Source organism: Chlamydia muridarum str. Nigg (assembly GCF_000006685.1).
In the GTDB taxonomy this organism is placed as follows: domain Bacteria; phylum Chlamydiota; class Chlamydiia; order Chlamydiales; family Chlamydiaceae; genus Chlamydia; species Chlamydia muridarum.
This window is the reverse complement of the sequence record NC_002620.2, coordinates 651,954-668,046: the sequence shown is the minus strand read 5'-3', so window position 1 is coordinate 668,046 and position 16,093 is coordinate 651,954. Positions and strand designations below refer to the sequence as shown.

Here is a 16,093-nt window from a genome sequence, read left to right as displayed (position 1 = left end):
TGCAACTTTTCGTAAAGAGGGGGTGTGGCGTAGCGTTTTTTTGTAATAAATTTTTTTTGATGTTTGGGTATCTTTGCTAGGGGACTAGTATTATCTATTTATTAGATCACGATTCTGATGTAATATATTTCTGAAATAAACAAGAGTAGACTGTTCTCGGTTTGTTTATCAGAGATTATAGATATTTATTGCATAATGAGAATTCGTATCATTGATTCTATTAGAGGGACTCCTAGAGAGCTTATGAAGAAGGATCGTTTGCTCCTAGATTCTTTAAAAGCGGGGGAGATGATTCTTCATTTGTATGAGTGGGAAGGTCTTTTTCCTGTGACCTACGGGTGCTTTATCAAGCCTGAAAGATTTTTTTTGGCTAATTGGGAGTCTTTGGGAGTAAGCGCTGCAAGTCGTCCTACAGGAGGGGGGATCACCTTCCATAATGGGGATTATGCATTTTCTTTACTCGTATCGTCAGAAAATCCCTCTTATCAAGACTCTGTTTTAGCAAATTATCATGTGGTAAACCGTTTTGTCCTCAAAGTTGTTAATAAATTGTTTAGGTTAGAAGGTGCATTATCTTCCAACGAAATATCAACTGAACGAGTAGAGTCCGCTAACTTTTGTGTAGCAAAAACTTCTAAATACGATGTTCTCGTAGGGGATAAAAAAGTGGGGGGAGCGGCTCAAAGGTCCGTAAAGCAGGGATTTTTACATCAGGGTTCTATCTTTTTATCTGGAAACTCTCTTAGTTTTTATCGAAAAATTTTATTGCCGCAGCTCTTAGATAAAATCGGACCAGAAATAGAGAAACAAGCTTTCTTCCCATTAGGGATAGAGGCTTCTGCATCTGTATTAAAAGAAGTCAGAGGAGAGGTTAAGGACTCCTTGATGCGAATTTTTATGCAGGAAGGGATTTAGTGGGATGAAGGTAAAATTGTTACAAAAAATTTTTTTGTTTTTAGCCTGTGTTGTGGCGTCTAATGGTTTCGCGCACACAATAGCTATTCCTGATAAGAACAAAGCAGCTAAAGTGCTTATTCATGATAACGGCTATGAAATGTATGAAAGCCTATTAGCTGCTATTGACAATGCTAGATACACTGTAGAATTATGCCCTTGTATGACTGGAGGAGAAATTTTATCTACTATCCTTCAGCATTTGGATCAGCGTATGGAAGAATCTCCTGAGCTTGTAGGGTACATGCTGATTCAGCCTACACTCATTGATGAGCATGATCGGAAAAATTTGAAAGCTCTTCATGAGAAACGAAGAGATCGATTCTTTTACCTATTTTCTGACTGCCCCCCTTATTGTAATCTTTTTGCTCCTAATGTGATTGAGACGCACATTAAGCTTTCTATCGTTGATGGGAAGTATGTTTTTATTGGGGGCACGAATTTAGAAGATCTCATGTGCTCTAAAGGGGATGTTGATCTTGGAATTTCTGATTCTCCTCGTGCTATGATAGGGGGAGTGCTTCGGCCTACTGCTCTTCGAGACCAAGATGTCACGATTGTTTCAGAAGAATTAGGTGCATTGCTTCGAAAAGAGTTTTGTGCTCATTATGCTTTATGGGAAAATTTCACTAAAAAATTCTGGTTTAACAAAAAATTAGATGATTTCAGAGGAATAGATCCTATTAATCTTTCTGTGGAAAGAGCAAGACAGTCTTTCTGTCCAGAGATAGAAACAAGTTCTTGTGCGGTTTCTGTTCCTTTAGACAAGATTCGCTGTATTTTTTCAGGGCCGGATGAACCAAGTAATGCGATTACCCAGGAATATGTTCGGTTGATTGATCAAGCCGAACATTCAATCCGGATAGCGCAGATGTATTTTATTCCTGTAGAGAAAATATACAATAGCTTAATGACGGCCTGTTGGGGTAGAGGTGTGGATATTGGGGTAATAACCAATGGAAGAACAGATCGGAGCCCGTCAATTACTAAAACATATGCTTGGGGGAACCGAATTAACTATTTCCCACTGACTTTTGGGGATAGGCCTGCTTTATGGAAAAGATTTCTCTTTTCCCCCAGTCATGCTACTAAAAAGTTCTCAGTTCATGAGTTTTATATAACCAATACTCAATTACATAAAAAATGCATGCTTGTAGATAATCGCGTTCTAGTTATAGGTAGTTATAATTTTGGAAAGAAGAGTGATGTGTGCGATTATGAATGCATCGTTGTTATTGAGTCTGAAGAGGCTGTAGCTAAGGCTCAGGTTGTATTTGAAAAAGATTTAACTCTTTCTAAAAGAGCGACCTACGATGAGATTATTAATTGGTATTTTGATCCTATGAATTATTGTTTAGGATATTTGGAAAATAAATACATGCCAGCCTAATTTAGTCTCACAGGATCCCTAGGGAAAGGCATTTATACAGCCTTCCCGAAGGGATCCTTTTGAGTCTAGGAGGACTTGATAAAATCTTTCGTAATAAGTACCATGAGGCATTCTGGGGAAAACTCCTTCCCCATTAAGGAATCCTATAAGAGTAGATTTCCTTTTTTCTTAATAAATTTTCTCAAAAAAGAAGGGCCTCTTGTTAGCGTTTTTTAACAAACATCAAAAGAAATTTATCGGATTAGTTATCGCTGGCGTTTGTTTATCTGGAGTTGGCGTAGGTATTGGTCAGACCTTTAAAAAAACGCAAAAATTCGGGTCTAACAAAACCGTTTATAAAACTCCATCGGGTAGAAAATACTCTGAAAAAGAATTTTTTCTTTTAAAACGGTTTTTATCTAACGAAGCTTATCCTTTTACTGGTAATCCCAAAGAATGGAATTTTCTTAATGAAGGGGTATTAACGGAGCGTTTCTTAACGAATAAATTAGGAGAGAAATTATTTCTTAGTGTGTACAAGTCAGGGTTCCCTGCTTTCGATAAGGAACGGAGCTATGAGGGGTATCGGCGTTTTGATGCTCCTTTTATTTCTTCTGAAGAAGTTTGGAAATCCTCCGCTCCTCAATTACGAGATGCTTTTCATATATTCCAACAATTAGAAAACCCAGTTTCTCCGGAAGGGTTTGCTGCTAGAGTAAGGTTATTCTTAGAAGAAAAAAAATTCCCTCATTATGTCCTTAGACAAATGTTAGAATATCGTCGCCAGATGTTTAATCTTCCGGTAGACGGCTCTTTGGCGCAAGGCCGGGACTTGCGTTTGTTTGGATATCGTAATATTAAAGATTGGTTTGGAGATAGGTATGTTTCTGCAGTAACAGAAGCGGTGTTACGTTTCATAGATGAGCAGAAAAAGAACATCGCAATGCCATCTTTGAAAGAAGCTCAGCAGGATTTCTATGATAAAGCACAACAGGCTTTCTTGAGACTCAGTAGGCATGCGGAGTTTAATCTGACATTAGATCAGCTAGTTTCTTCTTTTTACTCTTTTATGGGAGTTGAAGAAGCAGAGTTTATCCGTATGTATCGAGAAATTTTGTTATATAAAAGAGCTCTTTTAGCATTGGAAGGTGCTGTTGCCTTTGACTTCTATCCTTTACAGAAATTCTTTTCTATGGGGAAAGATACGGTCTCTGTAGAAATGTTTCATTTACCAGAAACTTTAGTCTTTAAGGATAAAGAAGATTTAGAGGCTTTTGAGACATATCTCAGTTTAGTAGCCGCGCCTTCGAGTCATATCTTAGACGTTCAAACGAAATTGCTTCCTATCGAAAAGGTAAAAAGCAAAGCTGAGTGTTTGGTAGGGAAGAGATTTTCTGTTTGTTATCGACGTGTGAAACTCTCGGAACTTGAAAAATATATCCCTATGGCTCAGGTATACCAGTGGTATCAGAATCCCGAGAATTTCGAAGAAATTTTATTAGAGTTTCCTGAACTAGAGACGTGTTCTTCTCTTCGTGATGTCTTGAATTTGAAACCAGCAATCGTAGAGAGAGCGCATTCTTATGTAAGGAAGGCGATTCTTCGAGCTGATTTAGGAATCATTCAGTCTGAGTTAGCTAAGCAAGAGCAAAAAGAAGAGGAGCTTTTCTTATCTTTAGGGCCAGATCATCTATTGCCTGGCATTCAAAATGGAGTTCGTCTGGCTAACGTTTTGATGCAGCAAGATTCCGTTGATTACTATACACAGGACGATGAATATTTTTATTCTATCATTGTAAAAAATCGTACTGGTACGGATGAGGTATTGCCTTATAAGGAAGTAGTTCGTAAGGGGCTGAAGAAAGTTTTGCTAGAACGTTATAAAGCAGAAGAGCGCATTACTAGGGTCTTGGCTCATTTACAAGAGGCTTTCCCTAATTGTCAGGGCAAGGATCTCTATCAAAGACGTTTAATTAGATTTGTTAAGTCGCTTCAATCTGGAAGATTTTCTCAAGGAGATCTGTTCTGGGGATTGGAGAAAACTGTGAAGACGTTTTCTAGAGGAGATCAAGGAGTCCCTCAAGAGTTTGAAGAAATGCTGGCCTTGAAAGAAGGGCAAGTATCGGATGTATTATTTGATTCGGATAAAGGTCCTTTCTATTATACCTTTATCTCAAAAACTTATTGCGATTATCCGGTAAGTTTAGACAAATTGCTGTTTGCAAAAAATCATTTGAATGAAGAGCTTTTAAGACCTTATTTATCAGAGATTTTTTTCCAAAACGAGAGTTAGAAATATTGAAATTGAATGGGACATGTATGAAAGGTAAAAAATATTATTCCGACTACCATGTATGGATAGAGCCTATTCATTCTCAAATTGTGAGACTTGGTTTATCATCTCGGATGCAGGAGCATTTGGGGAATATTTTGCATATAGATCTGCCTTCTTTAGGAGCTTCTATTAAAGAAGGAGAAGAACTTTGTGTTTTAGAGTCTTCGAAATCTGCTATTGAAGTGCTTTCTCCTGTTTCTGGAGAAGTGATAGAAGTTAATATTGCGCTTGAAGACGATACTCATCCAATTAATCATTCTGCAGAATCCGAGGGCTGGTTCGTTGTTCTGCAATTGTCAGAAGATTTCGATGGAGAGCGCTTTTCCCTAGATCCTTAGGGTTTGTTTACGCTTTGCCCTGTAGTTTAAGCTTTGTGGTTTGAGCTGAGGCGTTCTTGCGCGGAGGTTGTTTTTGATTTATTGGTGGAAGTGTCTGAAATCACTACAGATTTAGCTGTAGGTTTTGAGATGTCAATTCCTGTTAATCCCATGAATGCCATAGCTATAAGGCCTGTTGTAATGAAGGAGATCCCCATTCCTTGTAAATGTTGAGGGATATCGGAATAGGCTAACTTTTCTCTAATGGTTGCAAAGAGAACAATAGCTAACCACCAACCACATCCTGATCCTAAAGAAAATACAACCATAGGAAGAAAAGGATAGTTTCGGGTAATTCCAAATAATACTCCGCCTAAAATAGCACAGTTTACTGCAATAAGGGGTAGAAAGATTCCTAAAGCTAAATAGAGGTTTCTTGAAAATCGCTCCAGAAGGAGCTCTAAAATTTGTGTGAATGCTGCGATAACAACAATAAATGTAATCAATTCTAAAAAGCTGAGATCTATATTTGCTAATGCAGGAGATAGCCAGGATAAGGCATGAGGCCCTGTGACAAAATGGTGGATCAACCAGTTAATACTTCCTGTAATGGTAAGTACGAGAGCTACAGACATCCCTAAGCCGTTGGCTGTTGACAAGCGAGAAGAACAGGCTAAATAGCTGCACATCCCTAAAAATGTGGAAAGCAAAATATTTTGGATAAAGGTGGCTTGCAAAAAGATGCCTAAGAGATTTATTAAAGAATAGTCTCCTAACCACATATGTTACCTCTTTGTCTTTGAAGCTCTAACAATATTCACCAGCCAAACCATGATTCCTAATAGGAAAAATGCTGATGGAGCTAAAACCATCAACCCTAAGTTTTCATATCCATCGGGGTGAGCTGCTGAAGCATAAAAAATCTTAGGAATGATGTGGAAGCCTAAAATGGTTCCAAACCCGAATAACTCTCTAATGATACTGATGCAAACAAGAACCCACCCATATCCAAGTCCCGATCCCAGACCATCTAAAAACGCAGGAATAGGAGAAATATGTCTAGCCATACTTTCTGCTCGTCCCATGACAATACAGTTAGTAATGATTAGACCAACAAAAACAGAAAGCGTTTTGGAAATATTGAAAAAAAAGGCTTTTAAAAATTGGTCGATAAGGATCACAAAAAGGCTAATGATGATAAGCTGAGCGATCATTCGAACGCTTTCTGGAGTAATTTTTCTTAGTAAAGATACAACAAAAGAAGCGAATCCGGTAACAAAGCTAACGGCTAATCCCATTGTTAAAGCCGTTGTTACTGTGGTGGTAACAGCAAGAGCTGAACAGATCCCTAGAATAGCGACGAGAGGCTGGTTATTGATCCACAAAGCATCAGTAAAGTAGCTTAAAGAGGATTTATTGGTTGTCATGAGATTCTCCACTAGAGTTAAGATTGGCGAAGAAAGTCAATAAGGGGCGGTAAGGAGCTAGCGAATTAGCAAAAGCTTCAGTAACTCCATTACAGGTCAGTGTAGCTCCTGAAATTCCATCAACAGCGGAATTAGCTTTGGGAGAGTCCCCTAATAATGCAGAAACAGATCCTTTTATAACTTCTAGTCCTAGAGTTGTTTTAGCAAAATCGGTTTCTCCGGAAGAGGAAGCGAGAAATACTTTTTTTCCTCTGAAATTTTGTTGCCATTGGGGATTAGTTATATTTGCTCCTAATCCTGGAGTCTCACCATGTTGATACCAGCATGTCCCTAGAACCGTATTACCGTCCTTTTCTAAAGCAAGAAATCCATAGATTGGTCCCCATAAACCAAATCCTTTTATAGGAAGAATAATAGACTCTATGGATACCGGATTTTTTGCTACTTGGGAGGATGATAACTTTTTAGAGGATTCATCGTTTGCTAGAATAGCATAAATTACATGCAGAGAGTGATCTTGTACTGAAGATGTGGGGTGGGATAAGAACTCTTCTAGGTTAAGATTGTGATCTTCAAAAGAAGAAAGATTCCCTTGGGAGTCTGTAAGCAAAACTCTAACAAAATTTTGAAAATAAGAGCATAGAGTCGCCACAGTCACTTGTGGTGGAGTGGAAGAGCTTTTTTCTAGTATCTGTTTTTTTGTATTATAGACAGCAGGTTGCCAATCCCCTTCAGCATATATTTGGAATTTATTGTCATAGGAAATAATTTGTGCGGCCATCAACATTTGCTGATTACGATCAAATTCTGCAGCTTGTTTTTGGATTGGAGATAGAACATAGGAAACTGAAGAAAGAAGGGTACCAGCAACCAGACTAAGAACAAAGATGAATAAGATAATGTACCAAGGCTGGTTAAGATAATGACGAGACTTGGATGCCATTTTATACTCTCCGTTGTCTGTATTGCTTGAGGGCAATACGGTCGAATGATGGTGCAAAGACATTCCCTAATAGGATTGCTAGCATAACTCCTTCGGGATATGCGGGATTAATTAAGCGTATAAGGATCGTAAGAAAACCTATAAAAGCACCGTAAAACCATTTTGCCAGTTTGGTTGCAGGAGAAGTAACAGGATCCGTAGCCATGAAGACTAGGCCAAAAGCTAATCCTCCAATAAAAAGATGGCGATAAACGGGAATAAAAAATTTCGCTGGAGCCCAAGCTCCTGATTGTCCAGCAGCTAAGATGCTTATAATTTTAAATAGCCAGGCAAAAAATAGAGAACTGAGACCAAAAGAAAGCATAGTCCGCCAAGAAGCGATTCCGGTTAATAGTAGGAGACCGGCTCCGAGCAAGCAGGCTACAGTTGAGGTTTCTCCCAAAGATCCCACAATATTTCCAAAAAATAGATTCCCGGTAGAAAATTTTCCAATACCATAAATAGCATCGGTAAGAGAATAGGCTGCGTCAAAATGTGCAGGAAGAAGACCTAGACCTCCTTCAGCTGTAGGAGATGTTACAAAGTTTTGAAGCTGATCTAAAGAAAGCTGATCTACAGTTAATCCAGGGAAGGACTCTGCCCATGTAGAAAATTGTGATTGAAGAACTTCCTGAGAAGGAACGTGTTCAAGTTTTAAAATATTAGAGGCAATAGCGTCGATATGAACGCGTTTAACAGAAGGGGGAGTTGAGTTAAGGATTTGTAAACAGGTAGATTGAGAAAATCCATCGAAATTGCTTCTTTCAGCCAAGGAATTCATCATAGCAAGGCTTTCTTTAATTTTGCTAGGATTGCTTCCAACCCAGACATCTCCGCTCATCTTAGCAGGGAATGTGAAGAATAGAAATGCTCTTCCTGTTAGGGCTGGGTTGAGGATATTCATGCCAGTGCCGCCAAAAAGCTCTTTCCCGATAACCACTCCAAAAGCAATCCCTAAGGCTGCCATCCAATAGGGAATAGTAGGAGGAAGAATGAGGGGATACAGCATTCCCGTAACCAAAAGTCCTTCTGCTATTTTATGTTTACGAATAATGGCGAAAAGAACTTCACAAGTGCCTCCGACGGCATAGCTAATGAATAAAAGAGGTAGAAAAATCTTACATCCGGCGAACAGGACGGAAGCAATGCCGATCTCTTTGGAAACGAATGAGAAATAGCTAGTAAATCCAGATATGTGCAAAAATGCTTCCATAATTTGGGGGTCGGAAGACTGATAGACTAAGGCTTGTAGACCAGAATTCCAAATAGCGACAAAGACTGTTGGCATTAGAGCAATTACAACTAGCATCATCCAACGTTTCACGTCGACAGCATCTCTTACGAACGGAGGAGAGGATGGTGTGTGTAGGGGCTCGAAGCAGAAACTATCCACAGCATCTGCTACAGGTGTCATGTATTGAAATTTGCTTTTACGACAAAATTTCCAAAGGGAATCGACAAATTTTTCGAGCATTGTGTCTGAGAGAAAGGTTGAGAACGTTACACGTCCAAAACGTAACAAATTATTAAAATTTTTACGAATAAAAAACTCTGTTATTTACTCGATTCTAATATTTGTTATTCGACAAATATTTCCAGTCCTTTGCTGTATTTGTAAAACTCCTGGGAAAAGCATCTGCTTATCTTGTTGGCGGCGATGCAGTAGACGCGTTTTAGAGAAGAGGTGCTCTAGGTGTTTAGAAACGATGAACGTAGGAGAAAGTATAGCGGTTTGCTCTGCTTGCGCGAATTTACCTTGTTACAATTCTTTATACCTGTACGATTTTTCTCCTGAGACTTTAGCATTATATCGTTGTGCTTGTATGGGGAATGTGAGTGGAGAACAAAGCTTCTCAAAAGCTGCATCAAGATCCTTGATGTTCAATCAGTGCTCAATCGACCGCATTATCTTTTTTTCAAAAGATATAGAGAGAAGTGTTGCGGTGGCTATAGCGAAACATTTGAAAGTCCCTTACGAAAAAAGCTCTTTCTTCAAAAGACAAAAAATTCTTTCCTCAACAGAGAAGTTGTGTATTCTCTCTATTTACCCTCTAGATAAAATGGTTCGGGAAAAAATTATTTGCAACCGACCAGCAGAAACCATTTTTATAAGTCTATTTCTTCTTGCTGACTAGGAACAGCTCCCTGGATAGAAACATAGCCACACAAGCGCACACCTTCGTCTACACAAAGGCTCCCCGCCTGAATATCGCCAGTGACCATCGCATTCCCTTGAAGAGATACTTTCCCAGTTACTGTAATATTGCCTTCAACGACTCCAGCAATTACAGCTTCTTCTAGATCAATATTAGCCTTCACATATCCTCGAGGGCCCACGATAATTTTCCCTTTAGAAACAAGAATGCCTTCAAAATTCCCGTCTATACGGAGTAATCGTTCAAAAGTCAGCTCTCCTTTAAAAGAGACTCCCTCTCCTAAAGTAGTTTCTGGTTCTTCTGGGAAAACATTTTCTTGAATGATAGCCACTTCTTGCTGATCAGTAGTCCATTGGGGATGTTCTTCTTGAGATAGCAAGCGTGTTTCTGCTGGCTTAGCAGTTTCGAAAATGTTGGGGTGATTTTCTAAACGTTCTGTTCGTTGGGGATAAGCACTATAACCTGCGGAATTAGCGCCATTATCCTCATACAAAGTTTGGACTCCATCAAAAAAATTTTTCGTAGGTCTCTTGAACATTTCTCTCCCCACATAAGACGGTCGATGTAAAATAAAAAAGCTCGAAAAGACTACACAAAGTGTTGTGGTGAGTCTATCGCTATATTATTCTTGCATAAGCTAATCTGATTTTTTAGCAGAGCGTCTTTTTCTATTTTTTGTTCGATTGTCTTGCATGCATAAAGAACTGTTGAGTGAGTTTTTCCAAAAGCGGCACCAATCGCAACAAGAGAATCGGTAATTAGAGTTTTAGCCAGATACATGGCAACTTGTCTAGCTAAAGGCACATTTTTAGCTCTAGAAGTTCCCTTAAGATCCTGAATTTTTACCTGAAATACTGTAGCAACACTCTTTAAAATGCTCTCAACAGAAACTTTCTGTTTAGATGGGGTACGGAAAAGCTCCTTTAAAGTATCCCGAACAGTGGTTTCTGTCAGAGGCTTATTAAATAAAAGACAATATGCAGTAAGTTTATTAATCGCTCCTTCAAGTTGACGAACGTTTCCATAAACGTGGTCTGCTATGTAAAAAGCAATTTCGTTAGGAATGTTAAGTCCTTTTTGTTCAGCCTTATGTTGTAAAATAGCAACACGGGTTTCTAAATCAGGAACTCCAACATGAGCAACGAGCCCCCATTCCATTCTAGCAATAATCCGTTCGGACAATTTGAGTTGGCCTGGGGGTTTATCACTAGTTACAACAATCTGTTTGGACAGGTGGATTAGAGTTTCAAAAGTGTTACAGAACTCTTCTTCAAAATTTTGTCGGTTTTGTAAGAACTGAATATCATCGACAAGGAGAAGATCTAAAGATCTATAAAAATTTTTCATCTTATCAATAGATTTAACTCGCAAATGATGAACTAAATCATTGATAAAAGCTTCTGTTGTAATGCAGTGTATGCGGAGATTCTTATGGTGTTCGCGAACATAATGTCCAACAGCATGAAGTAGGTGAGTCTTACCTAATCCCACTCCGCCATGAATAAATAAGGGGTTGTAAGATCTTCCTGGGCGAGCAGCAATCCCTAAGGCAGCAGATTTTACAAACTGATTGGAGGGACCTTCAATGAAATTATCAAAGCGATAAGCTCCATTAAGTTTGAGTTGAAAATCTTTATTTTCTTCTGAAACTTCGACGGCAGGCTTAGTAACAGACGCGGCTATTTGGGGAGAAGAACGCTTAATCTCCGAAACAACAAACTCCAACGCAGGATTGCCTTCTGCATCAAGAGGCACAAAAGAACAAAGATCCTTTTTGTAGTTATCTAACAGATAACTTTGGACAAATATATTCGGAATTTCTAACCGAATTTTTTCTCGAGATTCTTCTAATACTTGGATAGGAGCAATCCAGTTTTCAAAAGCTGTTTTGGAGCAGCGGGTCTTGATATAATTAACGAACTGTTCCCACGTACTGCAATCGTTGCAAGTTAACATCACATTCTCTTTATCGCTTAAGGAATTAAGGATTCGGTAATGTATCCTCCTCCTGGAGAAAACCGCAAATGTAGCACTGCTATCGATAAGCAATCAATACATTTCGTTCAAAAATACGCTTAGGGATACGAGATTTTTCTATTAAAATTTTCATAAAACGGAAAGTCAAAAGAACAAATACTCAATAACAAAAGACTCGTTTTTGAAAAAAAAAGAGGTTTTAAAAACAAATAGATTTATCGAGCGGTAATTAAAGGAGTTTTCACATAGCTAAGTAGTAAAGCTTCCGCATCATCGGCGATAATAGGATCTGCACATGAAGTTAGGTAAGAAGCTATTGCGGATGCCTCCTCTATGCGTCCAAGACAAAATAGCGCTTTAGTTTTATTAAGGAGAGTAGGGAGATGATCTCCTTGCATACGCAAAGCTTGATCTAAGATATAGAGCGCTTTGGCATTCTCATTGATTTGCAAGTAAAGACCCCCTAAAGTCTGAAAATCATAAACACTCAAAGGATCTAGGATAATTAGAGCTTCAAAAAAAAGAATAGCTTTTTGATAGTGCCCCTGGCGAAGAAATGAATACCCGGAAATGCGGAGCTCTTCAAGTTCTTCGTCTCCCCATCCTAAAATTGCTTTCCACTCATTATCTAGCATATATATTTAACCTTGTACGAATTGAAAAATACGAGAAATGACGTAGTCAATTAGAAGATTAGAGCTTTTAATCCCTTGATCTAATGCTCTGAGTAATATCTTACCTTCATGAACCAAAGCATCCTCTTCCTCGTCTTGGTCAAAGCTTTGTTTGGAGGTATCGTCTTGATCAGATGAAGGCTTATTTTTTTTTAACAAGGGGGACGTTTCTGAGCGATAGGAAAATTTCCCTCTGGTCAGAACTTTTAAATAAGAGGAAATCTTCTCCATGTCTTGGTCTTGTTTGTCTGGAGAGCCAAGAGATGGAACTAGGTAGGGAGTGGAAAATCGTTGCTTATGAAAATTTGCTGGAGGAGAAAAGGAGGCCCAGCATGTTTTTTTATTGGTTTGCATAAGCGTCGACAGAGCCGAAGGCTTAGGCGTCATATCTAAGATTTGAGCATGCTTAGCTATATCGCGAATAGCCGCACCTTCCATCTGGATTTCCTTACGAAAATCACTAACGAGCTTATTTGTAGAGCTGTGCTTCTCGTATACCGAGGTGCTGTAGTTGAAAATCTCGACCATAAGTCTCCTATGAAAGGCTTATAATTTTAATCATAATCGGGGGAGGGAAAAAGTCAAGTGTGGCTAAGATAAGGATGTAACGCCAATATTTTTAAGAGTTTAGATAAAAGTCATTGAGAATAGATTTTATTGAATAACTGTGCTTTTAACTAAATATACGATAAACTAAAGCCTTTTACTTTAGCTGCAAGAGAACGTTTTGAAGAGAGTGTTTTTGCGGCTTAATAGGATAATTTTTTATGTAAAAGGTTTCTTGTGACTGATTCCATTCCTCATATTCCCGTTTTGGTAAAAGAGAGTCTTTCATTATTTCAGGACCAGCATCCTACTACTTTTTGTGACGTTACTGTCGGCGCAGGTGGTCATGCAGAAGCTTTTCTAACTTCATTCCCCTCAATAGAACATTATGATGGGTCCGACAGAGATCTGTCTGCTCTGGCTTTGTCAGAGAAAAGGTTGCTTCCTTTCAAGGGGCGAGTGTGTTTGCGTCATGCCTCGTTTGATGAGGTTAACGCGCTAACTCCTGATGGGATGTATGATGGGGTGCTTGCTGATTTAGGAGTTTCCTCTATGCAATTAACGGACCTTGAACGAGGATTTAGTTTTCAAGGGGAGGATCACCCCTTAGATATGCGAATGGATACTTCTCGAGGTATTACTGCTAGTGAGGTGCTGAATTCTTTAAGAGAAGAGGAAATAGGAGAAATTTTCCGAAAATATGGAGAAGAGCCTCTTTGGAGGAGCGCTGCAAATGCTGTGGTTCATTTTAGGAAAAAGAAAAAGATTTTAACGGTTAAGGATCTAAAGGATGCAACGTCAGGGGTTTTCCCATCCTATCGATTAAGAAAAAAAATTCATCCATTAACATTGATATTTCAAGCTTTGCGCATTTATGTTAATCAAGAAGGGGCGCAATTAAAAGTTTTATTGGATTCCGCTTTGCGTTGGCTGCGTCCTGGTGGTCGTTTAGCTATCATTTCTTTTTGTAGTTTAGATGATCGTCCTGTTAAGTGGGCTTTTAGAGAAGCTGAGGCAAGAGGAGAGGGGCGAGTATTGACCAAAAAGGTAATCATGCCAACTTATGAAGAAACTAGGAAGAATCCTCGATCACGCTCGGCTAAGTTGCGGTGTTTTGAGAAGAGTTTAAAGATAAGTGATGAATAGGTATCGGTTCTCGCGGCTGTTTGTATGTTTAAGTCTTTTGTGCTGCGCTCTTTATCGGTATATAGATAAACAAAATGATCTTACTAAACTTCGGTTAGAAATTCCTTGTTTATGGGCTCGGTTACGTCAAGTAGAACAAGAGAATGTTGCACTCAGTTTCCTGCTGGAGAAACTAGAAAGCCCTGAACACTTGTTACAGATAGCTTCTCTTCCGGAGTACCAGTATCTAGAGTATCCTAGTGAGGAGAAAATCAGCGTTTTATCTTATGAATTACCGTAGACAATTAACTCTAATCGTTGTTGGGGTTTTGTCTCTATACGCACTTTTAATAGTTCGTTATTACAAAATTCAAATTTGTGATGGAGAGCGTTGGGCTATGGAGGCGGCAAATCAACATGAATTTCGTGTTGAGGACCCTTTTCAAAGGGGAACTTTTTTTGCTAATACAAGTTTGCGTAAAGGCGAAAAAGAGCAGTTTCAACCGCTAGCCATTGATGTTACTAAGTTTCATTTGTGTTTGGATGCGGTTGTTGTCCCTGAAGAATACCGTGATGAGATCGCTCATATGGTTGTCGTCATGGTAGGAGAAGGAGATTATCAAAGTATCCGTAATGAGTTTGATAGGAAATCGCGTTACCGTAAGCTATATGTTTCTTTAGACTCTTCCATCAGAGATCGTATTTTATCTTGGTGGAAGCCATTCGCTATCAAGCATAAAATCCCTACTAACGCGCTATTTTTTATTAGTGACTACCAGCGTTCTTATCCTTTTGGACAGCTATTGGGACAAGTTTTACATACTCTCCGAGAAGTGAAAGATGAAAAATCAGGCGAAGCTTTCCCTACAGGAGGATTGGAAGCTTATTTTAATCATCTGTTGAAAGGAGAAAACGGTGAGCGTAAGCTATTGCGATCTCCTTTAAACCGTTTGGATGTCGATAAAGTAACAAAAATTCCTAGAGATGGGAGTGATGTTTATTTAACAATAGATGCCAACATTCAAACAATTGCAGAACAAGAAATAGCTATAGGAGTATTAGAGGCAAAGGCTCGCAGTGGGCGAGTTGTTGTGCTTAATTCACATACGGGAGAGATTCTTGCTTTAGCACAGTATCCTTTCTTTAATCCAGTAGGGTATCGAGAGTTTTTTAATTGTGAGGACCGGATAGAAGATACCAAGGTCAAAGCAGTTAGTGATGTTTTTGAGCCTGGGTCTATTATGAAGCCGCTGACTATCGCTATTGCCTTATTGGCAAATGAAGAGTCGCAAAAACGTTATGGAGAAGTTCTTTTTGATCCTTATGCGCCGATAGATGTTAGCCGACGTTTGTTTCCTGGGCGTCAAAAAATGCCTCTCCGAGACATTGTGAATAATCGATACTTAAATATGTACATGGCGATTCAAAAATCTTCCAATGTATATATGGCTCAACTTGCAGATCGTATTGTGCAAAAGTTGGGGGCAGATTGGTATGAGCAGCGTTTACAGGATTTTGGTTTTGGAAAGAAAACCGGGATAGAATTGCCTGCAGAGGCTGTAGGTTTGGTTCCTTCAAGAAAGCGTTTTCATAGAAATGGGTCCCCAGAGTGGTCTTTATCAACTCCGTATTCTTTAGCTATGGGCTATAATTTATTGGCTACAAGTATGCAAATGGTGCAAGCATATGCGGTTTTTGGTAATGGCGGGTTTTTAGTGCGTCCCACATTAGTAAAAAGAGTTGTTTCTCCTTCTGGAGAAGAAATAATCTTTTCCGAAAAGCCGGAAAAAATTCGTTTGCTTTCTGAAACAATTGTTTCAGATGTTGTGCGTGCCATGCGCTTTACAACTTGTTTAGGAGGGACAGGATTTCGTGCAGCTCCTAAAGGCTATTCTAGTGCTGGGAAAACAGGTACAACTGAAAAGCTTGTTAATGGGCGATATGATAAGAAACGGCATATCGCCTCATTCATCGGACTTGCGCCTATAACTGCTTTGTCGGAAACAGCTGTTCCTTTGGTGATTCTTGTTTCTATTGATGATCCTGCCCACGGGGTAAGAGAAGATGGTACTAAAAATTACATGGGCGGGCGATGTGCTGCCCCAGTTTTTTCTAGAATAGCGTCTCGAATATTGCCGTATCTAGGTGTGCCGGAAGATCAACAACAAAACGATTGGAAAGAAGAAATTACTCAGTTGAAAATTTTGTATAACGATTGGAATGGCAAATAG

The 16,093-nt window shown here is 39.1% G+C and carries 16 protein-coding genes; 8 read left to right on the top strand and 8 right to left on the bottom strand.

The features are described from left to right. The first annotated feature begins 195 nt into the window (after positions 1-195). From TC_RS02825 to TC_RS02810, 4 genes are all read left to right on the top strand, one after another. Complete coding sequence (locus TC_RS02825) at positions 196-915, top strand: lipoyl protein ligase domain-containing protein (RefSeq protein WP_010230834.1); 720 nt, start codon at positions 196-198, stop codon at positions 913-915. Positions 916-919: 4 nt separating this feature from the next. Next, positions 920-2,344, top strand: coding sequence for a phospholipase D-like domain-containing protein (locus TC_RS02820; protein WP_010230832.1), 1,425 nt, complete (start codon positions 920-922; stop codon positions 2,342-2,344). A gap of 175 nt (positions 2,345-2,519) precedes the next feature. Further along, complete coding sequence (locus TC_RS02815; RefSeq protein ID WP_161634203.1) at positions 2,520-4,616, top strand: hypothetical protein; 2,097 nt, start codon at positions 2,520-2,522, stop codon at positions 4,614-4,616. A gap of 26 nt (positions 4,617-4,642) precedes the next feature. After that, positions 4,643-4,996, top strand: a complete 354-nt coding sequence (locus tag TC_RS02810; RefSeq protein WP_010230826.1) for a glycine cleavage protein H-like protein — start codon at positions 4,643-4,645, stop codon at positions 4,994-4,996. A gap of 26 nt (positions 4,997-5,022) precedes the next feature. Here TC_RS02810 and nqrE read toward each other — a convergent pair whose 3' ends face one another. Genes nqrE through TC_RS02790 form a run of 4 tightly spaced genes read right to left on the bottom strand, consistent with a single transcriptional unit; the run spans position 5,023 to position 8,858 of the window. Then, positions 5,023-5,757 carry an NADH:ubiquinone reductase (Na(+)-transporting) subunit E gene (gene nqrE / locus TC_RS02805; RefSeq protein WP_010230822.1) on the bottom strand — a complete coding sequence of 245 codons (735 nt, stop codon included), beginning with the start codon at positions 5,755-5,757 and terminating at the stop codon, positions 5,023-5,025. Between the two features lie 3 nt (positions 5,758-5,760). Then, the gene (gene nqrD, locus TC_RS02800; RefSeq protein ID WP_010230820.1) at positions 5,761-6,402 is read right to left on the bottom strand and encodes an NADH:ubiquinone reductase (Na(+)-transporting) subunit D; all 642 of its coding nucleotides are present in this window, start codon (positions 6,400-6,402) and stop codon (positions 5,761-5,763) included. Beyond that, a complete protein-coding gene (locus TC_RS02795; RefSeq protein ID WP_010230817.1) occupies positions 6,389-7,345 on the bottom strand; it encodes a Na(+)-translocating NADH-quinone reductase subunit C in 957 nt (318 codons plus the stop codon). Before TC_RS02795 ends, nqrD begins: the two co-directional genes overlap by 14 nt. Position 7,346: 1 nt before the next feature. Continuing rightward, on the bottom strand, positions 7,347-8,858 hold the full coding sequence (locus tag TC_RS02790; RefSeq protein ID WP_010230815.1) for a Na(+)-transporting NADH-quinone reductase subunit B: 1,512 nt from the start codon (positions 8,856-8,858) through the stop codon (positions 7,347-7,349). 1 nt (position 8,859) lies between these two features. Between TC_RS02790 and TC_RS02785 the strand changes: the two genes are divergently transcribed. Further along, the gene (locus TC_RS02785; protein ID WP_010230813.1) at positions 8,860-9,519 is read left to right on the top strand and encodes a hypothetical protein; all 660 of its coding nucleotides are present in this window, start codon (positions 8,860-8,862) and stop codon (positions 9,517-9,519) included. Here the strand turns inward: TC_RS02785 and TC_RS02780 are convergent. The 4 genes from TC_RS02780 to TC_RS02765 all read right to left on the bottom strand — a co-directional run bounded on the left by TC_RS02780 (position 9,491) and on the right by TC_RS02765 (position 12,719). Continuing rightward, complete coding sequence (locus TC_RS02780; protein WP_010230811.1) at positions 9,491-10,078, bottom strand: bactofilin family protein; 588 nt, start codon at positions 10,076-10,078, stop codon at positions 9,491-9,493. The two genes, TC_RS02785 and TC_RS02780, sit on opposite strands and share 29 nt — an antisense overlap. Before the next feature lie 50 nt (positions 10,079-10,128). Continuing rightward, a complete protein-coding gene (dnaA, locus tag TC_RS02775; protein ID WP_010230809.1) occupies positions 10,129-11,496 on the bottom strand; it encodes a chromosomal replication initiator protein DnaA in 1,368 nt (455 codons plus the stop codon). A gap of 236 nt (positions 11,497-11,732) precedes the next feature. Next, positions 11,733-12,152, bottom strand: a complete 420-nt coding sequence (locus TC_RS02770; RefSeq protein WP_010230807.1) for a type III secretion chaperone — start codon at positions 12,150-12,152, stop codon at positions 11,733-11,735. 6 nt (positions 12,153-12,158) lie between these two features. Then, positions 12,159-12,719 (bottom strand): DUF5399 family protein, encoded by a 561-nt coding sequence (locus TC_RS02765; RefSeq protein ID WP_010230803.1) that lies wholly within the window; start codon positions 12,717-12,719, stop codon positions 12,159-12,161. Positions 12,720-12,974: 255 nt separating this feature from the next. Here TC_RS02765 and rsmH point away from each other — a divergent pair, with 255 nt between their 5' ends. The 3 genes from rsmH to TC_RS02750 are packed head-to-tail and all read left to right on the top strand — an operon-like array spanning position 12,975 to position 16,093. After that, positions 12,975-13,883, top strand: a complete 909-nt coding sequence (gene rsmH, locus TC_RS02760) for a 16S rRNA (cytosine(1402)-N(4))-methyltransferase RsmH (RefSeq protein WP_010230799.1) — start codon at positions 12,975-12,977, stop codon at positions 13,881-13,883. After that, positions 13,876-14,163, top strand: coding sequence for a hypothetical protein (locus TC_RS02755; protein WP_010230796.1), 288 nt, complete (start codon positions 13,876-13,878; stop codon positions 14,161-14,163). The genes rsmH and TC_RS02755 overlap by 8 nt, the downstream gene beginning before the upstream one ends. Beyond that, positions 14,150-16,093: a peptidoglycan D,D-transpeptidase FtsI family protein gene (locus tag TC_RS02750; RefSeq protein ID WP_010230793.1), complete on the top strand. Its 1,944-nt coding sequence runs from the start codon at positions 14,150-14,152 to the stop codon at positions 16,091-16,093. Before TC_RS02755 ends, TC_RS02750 begins: the two co-directional genes overlap by 14 nt.

What these genes read in the sequence shown, in the direction of transcription:
- TC_RS02825 (WP_010230834.1), top strand. Translation starts at nt 196, where the DNA reads ATGAGAATTCGTATCATTGATTCTATTAGAGGGACTCCTAGAGAGCTT.
- TC_RS02820 (WP_010230832.1), top strand. Translation starts at nt 920, where the DNA reads ATGAAGGTAAAATTGTTACAAAAAATTTTTTTGTTTTTAGCCTGTGTT.
- TC_RS02810 (WP_010230826.1), top strand. Translation starts at nt 4,643, where the DNA reads ATGAAAGGTAAAAAATATTATTCCGACTACCATGTATGGATAGAGCCT.
- nqrE (WP_010230822.1), bottom strand. Translation starts at nt 5,757, where the DNA reads ATGTGGTTAGGAGACTATTCTTTAATAAATCTCTTAGGCATCTTTTTG.
- nqrD (WP_010230820.1), bottom strand. Translation starts at nt 6,402, where the DNA reads ATGACAACCAATAAATCCTCTTTAAGCTACTTTACTGATGCTTTGTGG.
- TC_RS02795 (WP_010230817.1), bottom strand. Translation starts at nt 7,345, where the DNA reads ATGGCATCCAAGTCTCGTCATTATCTTAACCAGCCTTGGTACATTATC.
- TC_RS02790 (WP_010230815.1), bottom strand. Translation starts at nt 8,858, where the DNA reads ATGCTCGAAAAATTTGTCGATTCCCTTTGGAAATTTTGTCGTAAAAGC.
- TC_RS02780 (WP_010230811.1), bottom strand. Translation starts at nt 10,078, where the DNA reads ATGTTCAAGAGACCTACGAAAAATTTTTTTGATGGAGTCCAAACTTTG.
- dnaA (WP_010230809.1), bottom strand. Translation starts at nt 11,496, where the DNA reads ATGTTAACTTGCAACGATTGCAGTACGTGGGAACAGTTCGTTAATTAT.
- TC_RS02770 (WP_010230807.1), bottom strand. Translation starts at nt 12,152, where the DNA reads ATGCTAGATAATGAGTGGAAAGCAATTTTAGGATGGGGAGACGAAGAA.
- TC_RS02765 (WP_010230803.1), bottom strand. Translation starts at nt 12,719, where the DNA reads ATGGTCGAGATTTTCAACTACAGCACCTCGGTATACGAGAAGCACAGC.
- TC_RS02755 (WP_010230796.1), top strand. Translation starts at nt 13,876, where the DNA reads ATGAATAGGTATCGGTTCTCGCGGCTGTTTGTATGTTTAAGTCTTTTG.
- TC_RS02750 (WP_010230793.1), top strand. Translation starts at nt 14,150, where the DNA reads ATGAATTACCGTAGACAATTAACTCTAATCGTTGTTGGGGTTTTGTCT.